This is a genomic window from Aneurinibacillus sp. REN35, assembly GCF_041379945.2.
Classification (GTDB): domain Bacteria; phylum Bacillota; class Bacilli; order Aneurinibacillales; family Aneurinibacillaceae; genus Aneurinibacillus.
Genome location: NZ_JBFTXJ020000002.1, coordinates 83,167 through 96,180, shown reverse-complemented (window position 1 = coordinate 96,180; position 13,014 = coordinate 83,167). Strand labels below are relative to the sequence as shown.

The window sequence follows — 13,014 nt, the reverse complement described above, 5'->3', positions numbered from 1 at the left end:
ATCTCCTATTTTATTTATTAAACAATGGTCGCTATATTGGCCTTTAGTCGATGCATTGCTTCTTTTAATTTCTCTGTTGGTACGGACAACGAAAGACGGAAATACCCCTCTCCATATTTGCCGAACGCTGTACCGGGCGTAACGACGACACCTGCCTGTTCAAGAATTCTTTCCGCAAATTTCTGAGAATCATATCCAGAAGGAACCGCGGCCCAAATAAAAAAACTTCCCCTTGGCGGCTCCGCCTCAATACCGATGCTCCAAAGCGCCCCAAGCACCGCCTCCATTCGCTCCTTATATATGCTGTTGTAAGCTTCTACACACTGCTGTTCAGAGGTTAAAGCTGTGGCGCCAGCTTTTTGAATCGGAAGAAACTGGCCTGTATCGAGATTGCTTTTTACAACCAATAAAGAATCAAGCACGTCTTTATTGCCAACCGCATACCCTATTCGCCAACCCGTCATATTGTACGTTTTAGAGAGCGAACCGAACTCAACCGCCACTTCCATCGCTCCCTTTACCTGCAATATGCTCGGTGCTTTGTAGCCATCGAATGTAACCATCTGATAAGCCGCATCATGGGCGATGATAATATCATTCTCTTTAGCAAATGCTACAGCGCTCTCAAAAAATGAAAGATCCACCGTAGCGGCTGTAGGATTCCCCGGATAATTAAGAATCATCAGCTTGGCCTTGTCTGCAACTTCGGAAGGGATGGAGCTAAAATCAGGACGGAATTGATTTTCCTTTAGCAGCGGCATATCGTAGACAATCCCCCCGCTAAGATGAACAGCCGTCCCATACACCGGATATCCTGGATTCGGAATTAGGACAATATCACCTGGATCGATCACAGCAGGAATTAAGTGACCGAGCCCCTCTTTCGAGCCGATAAGGGTAAGCACGTCCGTCTTCGGATCGAGTACGCTATCAAACCGTTTGCGATAGAACGCGGCCACCGCCTCCCGAAATTCATCACATCCTCTGTAGGTGCTGTACTTAAAATTCCGGTCATCGCCCATCTCTTCAATTAAACGGGTAACAATGTGGGGCGGGGTCGGCAAATCAGGACAACCAATACCTAAATCAATTACATCTATACCCGCCTCAATCAACTGCTTCTTTTTTTGATTGATCGTCTCAAAAATATACGGAGGAACCTCTCTCACTCTCTTCGGTTTTGTAAACATTATGGTCTCTCCCTATGCAAGATTATGTTCCCTCTTCACGATTTCTGCCGGACGTCGGCGCTGTCCAAACCATATAATTGCCATCAAAGCAAATCCGGCGAGCGATGTTTTCATATCTGGATAGATAAGCAGCAGGCCCGCTATAAATAAAATGATGCGTTCCCATAAAAGGCAGCTACGAATAAAGAATCCGATTAAAGCCGTACTAACCCCTGTCATTCCCAAGAGTGCGGTTCCTACAGCCGCTAACAGGCCAATAAAGGTGTAATCCACAAGAACAAGAATGGGATTTAATACAAACATATACGGAATGATAAACGCTGCTACCGCCAATTTCGTCGCTGTTACCCCTGTTTTAAAAGGATTCGCTCTCGCAATACCAGCTCCCGCATAAGCTGCAAGGCATACCGGTGGAGTAATATCTGCGATAATACCAAAATAGAACACAAACATATGAACCGCGATAGGCGCCAGTCCAAATTCATTAATTAGTACCGGAGCCGCCACACTAGCCGTAACAATGTAATTCGCAGTAGTTGGAAGACCCATCCCCAGAATGAGACACGCAACCATCGTGAAGAGTAACGATAGAATCAGCAAACCACCAGAAAGCGCAATAATACCTGCCGCAAATTTGCTGCCAAGTCCGGTTAAGCCCACTACGCCTGCAATCATTCCTGCGCAGGCGACGGCTGCAATCACCGGCAGAGCAACACGCGCACCTTCCTCCAATGTTTCAATAATTCCTCTCCATGACATTCTTGTTTCCTTACGGATGAAGCTAATTACAAAAGCAATAACAATACCTAAAAGCGCGGCACGCTGGGCGGTAAAACCAGCCATGAGTGTGTAAATAATAATCACAAGCGGCAGCAGCATGTATCCTTTTTGTAAAAACAGACTTTTTATGTTGGGAAGCTCGTGTTTTGGCATGCCATAAATGCCATGTTTTTTTGCCTCAAAATGTGTCCCAAGAAAAACGCCGCTAAAGTAAAGAACAGCAGGGATGGCTGCGGCGAGCATAATCTCTCCATACGTAACCCCGATATATTCGACCATAATAAATGCAGCAGCACCCATGATCGGCGGCATAAGCTGCCCACCCGTAGATGAACTGGCTTCTGCGGCAGCAGCAAACTCCGGTTTAAAACCTGCCTTTTTCATCATCGGAATGGTAAACGAGCCTGAGGCAACCGTATTGGCTACCGAACTTCCTGAAATCATTCCCTGAAGAGCACTGGACACAACTGCCGCTTTGGCCGGTCCGCCAGTAAACCTCCCTGTTACAGCAAAGGCAAGATCATTAAAATATTGTCCGATCCCTGACCGAACAAGCACGACACCAAAGAATAAAAACAAGAAAATGAATTTGGCAGAAATCTGTAGCGGCGTTCCGAATACGCCACTTTCACGGAACCACAGACTTGTCGTAATCTTTTCAAATGAAAAGCCAGGATGAGACAATACCTTAGTCGGAATATAAGGTCCAAGCATGGCATACAAAATAGCAACCGAGGCTACAATGACGATCGGAAGACCAACCGAACGGCGTGTCGCCTCCAAGACAAGTACGACTCCAATAATGGATACGAAGATCGCAAACGGAGTGTAGCCTGTAATACGGCCCAACAGCAATTCATCAAAAAACATAATCTTATAGTACCCTACGAATATAGCCACAAAGGCCAAACAAATATCATACCAGGGTACTCCTTCTCTATGCTGCAATCCTTTCTTCCATGGGTACAAAATAAAAATCAAGCCAAGTGCGGTTCCTAAGTGAATCGCTCCTTGAATCTGCGTCTGAAACACGCCAAAATACCCTGTATATAGGTGAAAAAGCGTAAGATATACCGCCAGAAACACAACGACCCATTTCCACTTCCCAAGTTTTTGTCGGTACATACTCTCACGATCGAACTTTTCTAACAAAGCTTGTCCCGTTATTTGCTCGTTTTTCATCCCTTTCACCACCTATCTATCGTATCAAACGTATCTCGTGAAAAGCCGCTATAGACTCTTCACGAGATCTTGGTGTTCTTATTTTTTTACGATATCTTCTAAACTGTTAATGCCTGTCGACTTGCGGGTGACTATTTGGATGACTTCTGGATAGATATGACCCATAAAAGCAACGTTTTTAATTTGATTACCTTCAAACTGTTCTTTTCCGGCAATCGCATTTTGCGCAGGAACATGGACAGACATCCCTAGATCCATTGTGCCTTCGCGTATGTTTGCTAGATTTTCAAGCGATGCGCTTGTCTCGGTATTCGTGATGTTGACACTCGCATACTTCTTCCATATGTTCGCCAACTCACCGCCCAGCGGATAATAAGTCCCCCCTTGACTTCCCGTTCCTAAAATCAACTCCTGCTTCCCCTTGGATTTGATATCGAGCGTAGCGACAGGATTGGTCACCTTTAGCCCTTTCTCCTCAAAATACTTCTTCGCTCCTGGATGAATCGGAAGGCCCTCGCTTCCATTCAGCGCATTTTTAAGTGTCATCTCTTTTGCCTGTGCGTGTGTATTCTCACTTGCCTTCTCATACATATATTTGGTCAATTCGTATCCTGTTTTTTCATCAATTGTATTCGTATTCCCTACTAAAATTGCATAGGCAGTAACCGTCTTCACGTCACTATCTAGAAAATCATAGCTGCCCTTGGGAATGGTGTAAGCTTTGTAGCTGGTATTTTTCTCAATATGGGCAATTGCTTCATCGGACAAGCTCAGCATCTTAACATCCTTAGCTGCAGCCTGGAGCTCATTAATCGAGCCGGTCGGAACACCTAAAATACCGAAAGAGATCGCAATGTTACCATCTTGAACACCATTTAACGCATCGCCGAACCCTTCTTGAAACGCTTTATAGTCTCCATCCTTCACACCATATGCTTCTAAAATTTTCTTAGCCACGGATTGGGTTTCACTGGCCGGAGGGCCGACGGCAATGTTTACTCCTCCTCCACTTCCACTCGTTTGCTGACTGCATGCGCTTACAAAAAATACAACAAAAAATAAAGCGATAAAAGCATTCCATCTACCTTTCTTTCGCAAAAAAACCCCTCCTTGTTTTCAACATCACTTTCTTTCTTCATTTCAATAATTGAAATGCTATTTCAATTATAAATAATTATATTCTAAAAATTTAATAATTTCAATTTTTTTAACAAAAAAATTGAGGACAACGCACATTGCCCTCTCTCCCTTTCTATCGCTCTTTTGTATAACCTAGATTCTTAGATATTTTCTGAGCTGTCTCTTTTGTCTTTTGTTGAATCATCTTCTTCTGCTCTCCGTATATTCGTGTACTTGGTCCGCTTACACCGAGGGCTGCTACCATTTTTTGAGTATAATCAAAAATAGGATACGAAATGCCGATGGTTTCATCGTCCTGCTCTCCTTCACTAATCGCATAGCCATCCTGCACAATCCGCTCTATTTCACTTCGCAGTTTATTTTTTTCTGTGATGGTATTCTTCGTAATGACTTGGAACGACATTTTTTCGATAATGCTTTCTTGTTCTTCACTTGGCAAGTAGGCAAGCAAAAGTTTCGGTCCTGAACCAACATACAATTCCGAACGCTTGCCAACCCTTGTATATAAACGGATACTCCGATTGCCTTCTACCTTCTCTACATATACCGCTTCATCCCCGTCCCTTACTACCAGATGAACAACCTCATTCGTTTCATCGCATAAATTTCTCATAAAAGGGAGAGCTACTTTTCGCAATTCCAGTTGTTCTGCAACCATGCTCCCCAGCTCCAAAAGCTTCAAACCGAGAGAGTACCGTACATCCTGATCGGAGTTTCGTGTTTTTTTTAGAAAGCCGCACATTTCTAATGAAGTGGCAAGCCGGTACACGGTCGGCCTTGGCATATCTGCCTTATTGGATAATTCACTAAGCGTTAGCTCTCTTTGCTCCTCCGAGAAAAAATTTAGCAGTCCTAGGGCCTTTACTACGCTCTGGTTCACATTCATCCCTCTCCCATTTTATATAATGAAATGCCATTTCATTATATAAATATATCACACTATTTTTGGAACAGATACGCATGAAAAGAAGTTCCTGATAACATACTCATACTAGAAAAAGGGATGACCTTTTTATCAGTCACCCCCATCTTATTATATTGTGAACGTGTAATGATGGCTATACCGTCATGAACGACATAATAATGGCTATTAATAGTAGCGATTATAAAAACTGCCGAATGTTCACTGTAGTCCCTGCTCTATATAACTTTATATGTTCTCCATAAAACTTCTTCACGAATAGAAGGATGCAAAAGTCTTTTCTTTGCGAGTTTCATCATACTTTTATTCGAGGATTCAATAAATACAATCCCGTTTTTATAATGAGAATGATGTAAGAGATTACGTATCGCATCCATCGCCAATAAGAACCCACGCCCCATACCTTGATGCGGTTTTTTCATAAACATGGATTTGAACAGTATTGTATCTGCATCAAATGGCTCCATAATCATCCAGCCTATCATGTTGTTTTTATAACGAAGAAGCAAGCTCAAATCTGGATCAATAGATTCTTCCTCAAAGAACGGATACAGAATGTCAGGATACCAGATTTCGCGGCCTCGCTCTATCACCGCTCGTTCGCCCTTTGACATATTTTTGAAATTTTCAACTGAGAAGGATTGGTGAGGGTTGGTAACAGCATACCACTTTTCCTTTTCATAACTGTTTAAGGGGCCGCTATACATGTATATACCTGGTGTTGTGAGATCAAAGCCACAGGATGATAAGAATAACCCTTCCTCTGGTTCTGATGCCGCACCAATAAATTCCACATATAACTTCTTACAACCGTTTTTCTCAAGGATTTTTTCGGCATCACGAACTAATTTCTGTCCGATCCCCTTCCTGCGCTCTTCTTCTATAACAAAAAGAGAAAGAAGATTTGCGGCCTCAAAATGAGGCCGCAGTTCCACTACAATAACTCCAATCGGTTTGCCAGAACGAACGGCTCCAAGCGCCACGCAAGAGGATGATAGATGTTCAAGCAGCAATTTAGCCTGAGGCAAAAATCCGGGTACAGACATGGTATCTAACTTTATGATTGTAACCAACTAGGTTCACCTTTTTCTTAATACTGATCCACGGAGATGATTTGTATTGTAGGGATCACCATACTATTATCTGCATAATCACGATATCCACTAACTGTAATTCTAAATTTACTACCTGTCGTAACACTCACCTTATTCCTTCCGGATTCAAGAAGATTAATTGTTAACGTATCCTGTGTTGGAACATTTATCGTGTAATCCATTCCATTATATAGAAGTATAGTATCCGTAAAATCCCCTGTAACCGAACCTTCTATCTGTACCAGTGGAATCTGGGATGGTGTGGCTGTAATCGATTCACTGGCCGTCAATGTAAACGTGTTATTCGCATAGCTTCCTCCTGTTATTTGCGGAGGGGTTTGATCAAAGGTAATTGGGAGTGATAATTGTCTAACCTCCTGCCCATCTTCTTGTAGATGAAACGTAATAGCTGCTGATGTCGATTCTTCTACGTTCTCATGCGGATGTAAATTGACCCCATTAGGGGCCGGCGCCAACGTAACAAGATCCGTGCTTGATTCCAATGCAATCTCTGCTACCGGTTCATTACTTGGGTTTATTACTTCGAACGAAGTGGTGCCTGGCTTATATCTGATATTTTCTATTTCTGTGCCACGTTTAATTTGTACAAGATTTTTGATATTCTGTTTATTGTATTGATACATCGGTGGTACAATATCGGTGATAAGAACATCACCTGCTGGGCCTAGTTTGTTTGAGTTTACATCAAATCGAACATTCGGCTGTAATTCAAAGGTCAATGGTGCAATTACAGATTGCTGGAACTGGATGATAGCTTGCTGTAACGCAGCCGCTGCAGCGTTTACTTCGTCCGATGTCGCTTGTTGATTATTTACGATTGATTGTGCATTCGTGATAGCCTGCGTTAAAGCCTCAAACGCATTTTGCGGATATTTACCCGTAGTATTTCCAAGCTGGGAGTTCTCTTGTAAGCTTGTTGCCTCGCTAATTTTGTTTAGTAAAGATGCTTTGCCTGTTTCAAGAAGCCGAAGCTCAATGGAGGATGACGGTACGGATACATTTCCACTTGCATCGACGGCATAGACCTTATAATTGCCTGCGGATAATCCTTCTGTTGTGAGGCTCGTGCTTGTATGTACAGCCGTCACGGAGGCTTTTTTCGCTTGATTACTTAAGACAAGACTCTCTAGTCGTTCTTTATTGCTCGGATTCTCAGAAGCTGGCACAAGGTATACCGTACCCGTCTCGTTACTTGTCACGATCACGCTGCTGCCTATATCAACAGGCGATGCGGAGACGAGCGTTACGGTTGGAGCCGTGCGATCTTTGCTGCTTTCACCGCCACCGCCACCACCGCCGCCACCACGATCACTTCGATCTGTTGTCGGGGCAGGCGTAGTAGGTTGTGTTGGTACACTTGGTGTTGGCTGCGTCGGATTGGTTGGAGATGGTTGTTGTCCCTTTTGTACTTCTGACAGGAATTTGCTTGCTACCACAGCGACCTGTTCCCTTGTTGCAATACCTCTTGGATTAAAGGTACCATTGTTGTTGCCAACGAGAAGACCCAGTTCTACCGCTGCGGCTACCGCATCTTTTGCATAATTTGCAATGGAAGCCGCATCACTAAATTTCAAGTCCGCTCCTTTTCCAGCTACCTCAATCCCTAACGCGCGTATAAAGATGACTGCCATATCCTGTCGGCTCAAGTTTTCGCCGCTGCCGAACTTCCCGCCCCCCGTACCATAGATCAGCCCGGCTTTTGCCGCTGCCTCTACCGCGGCAAAGGCATAATGATCTTTTGGAATATCCGAGAAGGTTGCCGTCGCTGGTGTACTGGAAACATCAAGTTTCAGCGCGTTCGCAAGAATAATTGCGAAATCTTGGCGCGAAATGTTGCCTGTTGGATCAAATTTTCCGTTCCCTTTTCCGCTGACAATCCCTTGATTCACAAGCTGTAAAATGGCCTCTTTGGCAAAGGAGTTGTTGATGTCTCCAAAAGAGGGCGCTGCCTGTACAGGAAGTGAAAGCGAACTGAGCAGCACAGCAGTCGTTACTACCTTAACAATACTTTTCTTAGCCAAACTCCATACCCCCAGTAATTTTCTTATAATAGACTAAGCACTGTAGTTACTCAATACTAACAGCGCTTAAACGATTCTCTAACACGTGTTTTACATATACATGTTGATTATAAAAAGAATGTATAGATGAAGCTGTAATCCAAACTACAGAATTTTTCATACTATCCTTCGTTTGTTATCAGGGTGTATGTATCTTTGTTTCATTTCGAGCGCTCGTCGCCCGTAAATATTGTCTTCATTAGCTAATATCAAAATCACACTTACAATGAATAATATATTCTGTCTCTTATCTATACATGAATTAAGACTTTTTTCAGACATAAAACTAATTCAAATAAAATATTACGTTCCAATGTTCATATCATTAAGAGCATATAGACCTATAACTTACATGGTTAAGTCATAAGTTTTGTCATAAAAAACGGAGCCACTCCCAACAGGGAGGACTCCGCTTTTCATGTACTACCTTATCTCGACCATCATAGGTCGTTAAATAAACAAATTCACATTTCCATCTTCTGCATCAGCTAAATAGGCGGCAACACCGGCATATTCAACATTATCAAGCAGTTCTTCCTGCCGCAATCCGAGAAGATCCATCGTCATCGTACATGCGACAAGCTTAATGTCTTGCTCCTGCGCCATCTCAATAAGCTGAGGCAGCGGCACAGCATTATGTTTTTTCATTACTTTTTTAATGAGCTGTGGACCAATTCCGGCAAAATTCATATTGGACAGTCCCATTTTATCGGCACCACGCGGCATCATTTTACCAAACATTTTTTCTAAGAAGGTTTTCTTAGCCGGAATAAGTTCTTCTTTTCTCAGTGCATTCAAACCCCAGAATGTGTGAAAAATCGTAACGTCATGATCATACGCTGCAGCCCCATTGGCAATAATATATGCGGCCATTGCTTTATCGTAATCACCGCTAAACAAAATAATATTTGTTGTTTTTCTATTCTCCATATTGATCCCCTTTCGTTATCTTCTACCCTTTTCGTATCCAAAACATAAGGACACCATTCTCTTCTTTAGCATCCAACCATTCATGCCCACCTGATTTGGCCCAGGCTGCCAAATCATTTTTTGCGCCTTTATCCGTCGCGTGAATCTCCAATACTTGTCCTGACTCTAATTCATTCATCGCCTTCTTTGTTCTAACAATCGGCATTGGACATGCGAGCCCTTTTGCATCAATTACTTTATCTACGTTCATCTATAACTCCTCCTCAAAATATTTTACATATACAGGTATACGTATATAAAACAAGAAAAAAATTTATTTTGCGAAGCAATTCTTTTCCTTATACCCTATGGAGTATTATATAAGGCAATCAAGCATTTGTCTACAGGAAACATCTCACCATTTCTTTATTGATTCTTTATAAATACGGGCTATAGTATAGATAATAACGAAACAGCAACGGATGGAGGACATAATGGGTGTAAAGGGAAAATCAATCTTACTTATCGAAGACGATGCAAAAATCAGAGCGCTGATGCGGATCTATTTAGAAAAAGAAGGATATGATGTATGGGAAGCAGGAACTGGTGAAGAGGGGAAGCAGCTATTTGCGCTGTATGACCCTTGCTTTGTTATTCTCGATCTGATGCTCCCGAAGCTGAGTGGCGAAGAAGTCTGTCGTTGGATACGGCAAGATGTCAAAAGCGATGTACCTCTTATTATGGTCACAGCAAAAGTTCATGATGAAGAAAAAATCCAAGGCTTGCAGATGGGCGCAGACGATTACTTAACCAAACCGTTCAGTCCACGTGAGCTAATCGCCCGCATCGAAACCGTACTGCGTCGCACTGCACACCGCTGCAGCAAAATTAGCTACCGCGGTCTAACGCTCAAACCGCTGCGCGGCGAAGCAAAAATCAATGGCAGCACTCTGCCGCTCACCGTGCATGAGTTTCGCTTGCTACAATTCCTTATGCAGCATCCGAATCAGATTCTGACGCGTGAGCAGCTTCTTGAAGAATTATATCCCAATCAGGAAAAGATCGTAACTGAACGAACCATTGATGTACACATTGGCAAGCTGCGGGAAAAAATCAGCAAAGAAGCACCGGAACACGATTTTATTGATACTGTGCGCGGAATGGGGTATCGCTTTGTCGCATTTTAAACCGTATTCCGCACTTTTTCACAGCTTACAGTGGAAATTGATTTGGGTAAACAGCGCCGTCATTTTAATTGTTATTTTCATTGCCGGTGTTTCCGTTAAGGACTTTGCCTGCCTTCTGGTAAACGACTTTCGGATTGTGGGAGAAGCCAAAAATGCTTTTTTTAATCAGACCATGCAATTCTATTTGATACGCGCCAGCTTTGTTGCGATTATTATTGCCGCTGCTGTACATTTTTATTTTATCCGCAAATGGTTTCTTCCGCTTCGCCAGTTGGCCCAGGCGACGCGACAGATGACGGGCGGAACCTATCCGGCCCCGCTTCGTGTCAGTAGCACTGATGAGATCGGACAGCTTACGGATGCCTTCAATCACCTTGTAGCCAAGCTTAAGCAGCAGGAACAGCAGCGAAACAATATGATCGCCGATATTGCCCATGATCTGCGTACACCGCTCACGAACTTGAACGGATATTTAGAAGCTTTGCATCATCGTGATATTGATGGATCACCAGCTCTGTTCTCTTCACTGTACGAAGAATCACAGCACTTAACCCGATTGGTTGAGCAATTTCAACAGCTTCATACATGGCAAACACAGAAGGCTAGCATGCCTTTTGTTTCCTTATCCATTCATGATCTACTGCATACTGTATTGCATGCATTTACCGTCTCTTTTCAGAAGCGAGGCATTCATTGCGCATCCTCTATCGATGAGGCAATTATATGGGGAAATGAACAGGGCATAAAACAGGCAGTAGAAAACTTGATAGCCAACTCTATACTGTACAACGAAAGTGACTGGATAAAAATAAGCGCAGAAAAGAATGGACGGATGTATGTCATCCACATTACCAATCTCGGTACGCCAATCCCTGCTGAGCAATCCGCACTGATTTTTGAACGTTTTTACCGGTTGGAGCCTTCGAGGAACCGTCATACAGGAGGCGCTGGGCTCGGACTGTCCATCGTAAAAGAAATTGCAGCACATCATCAGGGAAGCATCAGCGTTACCTCTAAGCAAAATGAGCATACTTTTTCCTTGGTATTGCCCCTGTATACAGATAAAGAGAAACCTATAGATAAGGACTAATCTATACTAAGCCATCGAATATTCGTTGGCTTTTTATTGTGCTCTTTATTGATTCTTAACAATGGAGCGATACAGTAAAGAAAAATCGTGTAGGAGGACCCTTGAGTATATGGAAACCATTTCTTTTGCCTTCGCTTTCGCGGCTGGAATCATTTCTTTCTTTTCTCCCTGCATCTTTCCCCTGCTTCCAGCCTATGTTGCACACTTAACCGGGGGAAACATCAAACAAAACCGATTGAATGCGGAACGAAAAGTAGTCATGATCCGATCGCTGGGCTTTATTCTCGGTTTCAGTTTTATTTTTGTTGTAATGGGCGCGTCTGCAAGCTTCGTCGGTCAGCTGTTCCGTGAGAATCGACAGCTTGTCGAGCAGATCAGCGGCATTTTAATCATAATTTTCGGTTTTCAAATGGCTGGTATGCTTAATCTTCGTTTTCTTATGATGGAAAAACGCTGGGATACAACTGCCGCGAAGCAGCAGAATATATGGGGCTCTGTCCTGCTTGGGCTTGCCTTTGGCTCCGGATGGACACCCTGTGTAGGGCTTGCCCTGTCATCCATTTTACTTTTGGCCGGCTCGGCAGAGACGATGTACAATGGCATGGTTTTATTATGGATTTATTCGCTGGGATTGGGCATTCCGTTTTTCGCGCTTTCTTTTGTCCTTACCTATTCGCTTACCGTTATGAAAAAGGTCAACCGCTTTATGCCTGTCATTTCAAAGAGCAGCGGCTGGATTATGGTAGGGATGGGCATACTGCTTTTTACAGGACAAATGCAGAAGATCAGTGCCTGGCTTGCACAATTCACTTATACGATATAGGGGGAGAATGATAAGATGAAGAAATGGATTGCGGTTGTCACATTACTGGTATTGGCTGGCTGGATGTTTTACAGTACCACCAGTAACGGCAATAAATCTGCCAACGGAGCCTATAAAGCAGATCCAGAACAAAGCTCCGCTGCAAAGATTGGTATCAATCAAGGAGACATGGCTCCTGACTTTGTACTAAAAGCAATGGATGGGACGGAGAAGAAATTGTCTGATTTCCGTGGCAAAAAAGTAATTGTCAACATGTGGGCAACATGGTGTCCTCCCTGCCGGGCTGAGATGCCGGATATGCAAAAATTCTATGAGAAAAACAAGCAAAAAGGCATCGAGATTGTGGCCATCAATCTAACACAATCGGAAAAAAACAAAAATAGTGTCCCCGCCTTTATCCAAGAGTTCGGACTTACATTCCCTGTTTTTTTGGATGAAAAAAGCGAGATTGCCAATACATTTCAAGTCCAAGCCATTCCCACCAGCTACATTATAGATAGTAACGGGATCATCCATCAGGCTATTACAGGGCCGATGGATTATGATACGATGGAAAAGCTGACAAGTGATCTGCCCTAATGATGCGCTATTAACGAATTCAACACGAAAAAGCGGC

Annotated in this window: 12 protein-coding genes; 4 read left to right on the top strand and 8 right to left on the bottom strand. The window is 43.2% G+C overall.

Features of this window, described 5'->3' with window-relative positions; all coding sequences use genetic code 11:
- Positions 1-17: 17 nt before the first annotated feature.
- The 8 genes from AB3351_RS03655 to AB3351_RS03620 form a co-directional block, all read right to left on the bottom strand.
- On the bottom strand, positions 18-1,190 hold the full coding sequence (locus tag AB3351_RS03655; protein ID WP_371145774.1) for an LL-diaminopimelate aminotransferase: 1,173 nt from the start codon (positions 1,188-1,190) through the stop codon (positions 18-20).
- Between the two features lie 12 nt (positions 1,191-1,202).
- On the bottom strand, positions 1,203-3,152 hold the full coding sequence (locus AB3351_RS03650) for a TRAP transporter permease (RefSeq protein WP_371145773.1): 1,950 nt from the start codon (positions 3,150-3,152) through the stop codon (positions 1,203-1,205).
- Between the two features lie 78 nt (positions 3,153-3,230).
- Positions 3,231-4,250, bottom strand: coding sequence for a TAXI family TRAP transporter solute-binding subunit (locus AB3351_RS03645; RefSeq protein ID WP_371145772.1), 1,020 nt, complete (start codon positions 4,248-4,250; stop codon positions 3,231-3,233).
- 154 nt (positions 4,251-4,404) lie between these two features.
- Positions 4,405-5,178, bottom strand: a complete 774-nt coding sequence (locus tag AB3351_RS03640) for an IclR family transcriptional regulator (RefSeq protein WP_371145771.1) — start codon at positions 5,176-5,178, stop codon at positions 4,405-4,407.
- A 254-nt stretch (positions 5,179-5,432) separates the two neighbouring features.
- Positions 5,433-6,287 carry a GNAT family N-acetyltransferase gene (locus tag AB3351_RS03635; RefSeq protein ID WP_371145770.1) on the bottom strand — a complete coding sequence of 285 codons (855 nt, stop codon included), beginning with the start codon at positions 6,285-6,287 and terminating at the stop codon, positions 5,433-5,435.
- A 17-nt stretch (positions 6,288-6,304) separates the two neighbouring features.
- Positions 6,305-8,350 carry an S-layer homology domain-containing protein gene (locus tag AB3351_RS03630; protein ID WP_371145769.1) on the bottom strand — a complete coding sequence of 682 codons (2,046 nt, stop codon included), beginning with the start codon at positions 8,348-8,350 and terminating at the stop codon, positions 6,305-6,307.
- 489 nt (positions 8,351-8,839) lie between these two features.
- Positions 8,840-9,319, bottom strand: coding sequence for a DsrE/DsrF/DrsH-like family protein (locus tag AB3351_RS03625; RefSeq protein ID WP_371145768.1), 480 nt, complete (start codon positions 9,317-9,319; stop codon positions 8,840-8,842).
- A 22-nt stretch (positions 9,320-9,341) separates the two neighbouring features.
- The gene (locus AB3351_RS03620; protein ID WP_371145767.1) at positions 9,342-9,569 is read right to left on the bottom strand and encodes a sulfurtransferase TusA family protein; all 228 of its coding nucleotides are present in this window, start codon (positions 9,567-9,569) and stop codon (positions 9,342-9,344) included.
- A 223-nt stretch (positions 9,570-9,792) separates the two neighbouring features.
- Between AB3351_RS03620 and AB3351_RS03615 the strand changes: the two genes are divergently transcribed.
- The 4 genes from AB3351_RS03615 (at position 9,793) to AB3351_RS03600 (ending at position 12,977) form a co-directional block, all read left to right on the top strand.
- A complete protein-coding gene (locus AB3351_RS03615; protein WP_371145766.1) occupies positions 9,793-10,485 on the top strand; it encodes a response regulator transcription factor in 693 nt (230 codons plus the stop codon).
- Complete coding sequence (locus AB3351_RS03610) at positions 10,472-11,575, top strand: sensor histidine kinase (RefSeq protein ID WP_371145765.1); 1,104 nt, start codon at positions 10,472-10,474, stop codon at positions 11,573-11,575. Before AB3351_RS03615 ends, AB3351_RS03610 begins: the two co-directional genes overlap by 14 nt.
- Positions 11,576-11,684: 109 nt before the next feature.
- Positions 11,685-12,398 (top strand): cytochrome c biogenesis CcdA family protein, encoded by a 714-nt coding sequence (locus tag AB3351_RS03605; protein WP_371145764.1) that lies wholly within the window; start codon positions 11,685-11,687, stop codon positions 12,396-12,398.
- A gap of 15 nt (positions 12,399-12,413) precedes the next feature.
- Positions 12,414-12,977: a peroxiredoxin family protein gene (locus AB3351_RS03600; RefSeq protein WP_371145763.1), complete on the top strand. Its 564-nt coding sequence runs from the start codon at positions 12,414-12,416 to the stop codon at positions 12,975-12,977.
- Positions 12,978-13,014: the final 37 nt, after the last annotated feature.

Excerpts from the sequence above, each read along its gene's own strand:
- AB3351_RS03615 (WP_371145766.1), top strand. The coding sequence starts at position 9,793 with ATGGGTGTAAAGGGAAAATCAATCTTACTTATCGAAGACGATGCAAAA.
- AB3351_RS03600 (WP_371145763.1), top strand. The coding sequence starts at position 12,414 with ATGAAGAAATGGATTGCGGTTGTCACATTACTGGTATTGGCTGGCTGG.
- AB3351_RS03640 (WP_371145771.1), bottom strand. The coding sequence starts at position 5,178 with ATGAATGTGAACCAGAGCGTAGTAAAGGCCCTAGGACTGCTAAATTTT.
- AB3351_RS03625 (WP_371145768.1), bottom strand. The coding sequence starts at position 9,319 with ATGGAGAATAGAAAAACAACAAATATTATTTTGTTTAGCGGTGATTAC.
- AB3351_RS03620 (WP_371145767.1), bottom strand. The coding sequence starts at position 9,569 with ATGAACGTAGATAAAGTAATTGATGCAAAAGGGCTCGCATGTCCAATG.
- AB3351_RS03605 (WP_371145764.1), top strand. The coding sequence starts at position 11,685 with ATGGAAACCATTTCTTTTGCCTTCGCTTTCGCGGCTGGAATCATTTCT.
- AB3351_RS03655 (WP_371145774.1), bottom strand. The coding sequence starts at position 1,190 with ATGTTTACAAAACCGAAGAGAGTGAGAGAGGTTCCTCCGTATATTTTT.
- AB3351_RS03650 (WP_371145773.1), bottom strand. The coding sequence starts at position 3,152 with ATGAAAAACGAGCAAATAACGGGACAAGCTTTGTTAGAAAAGTTCGAT.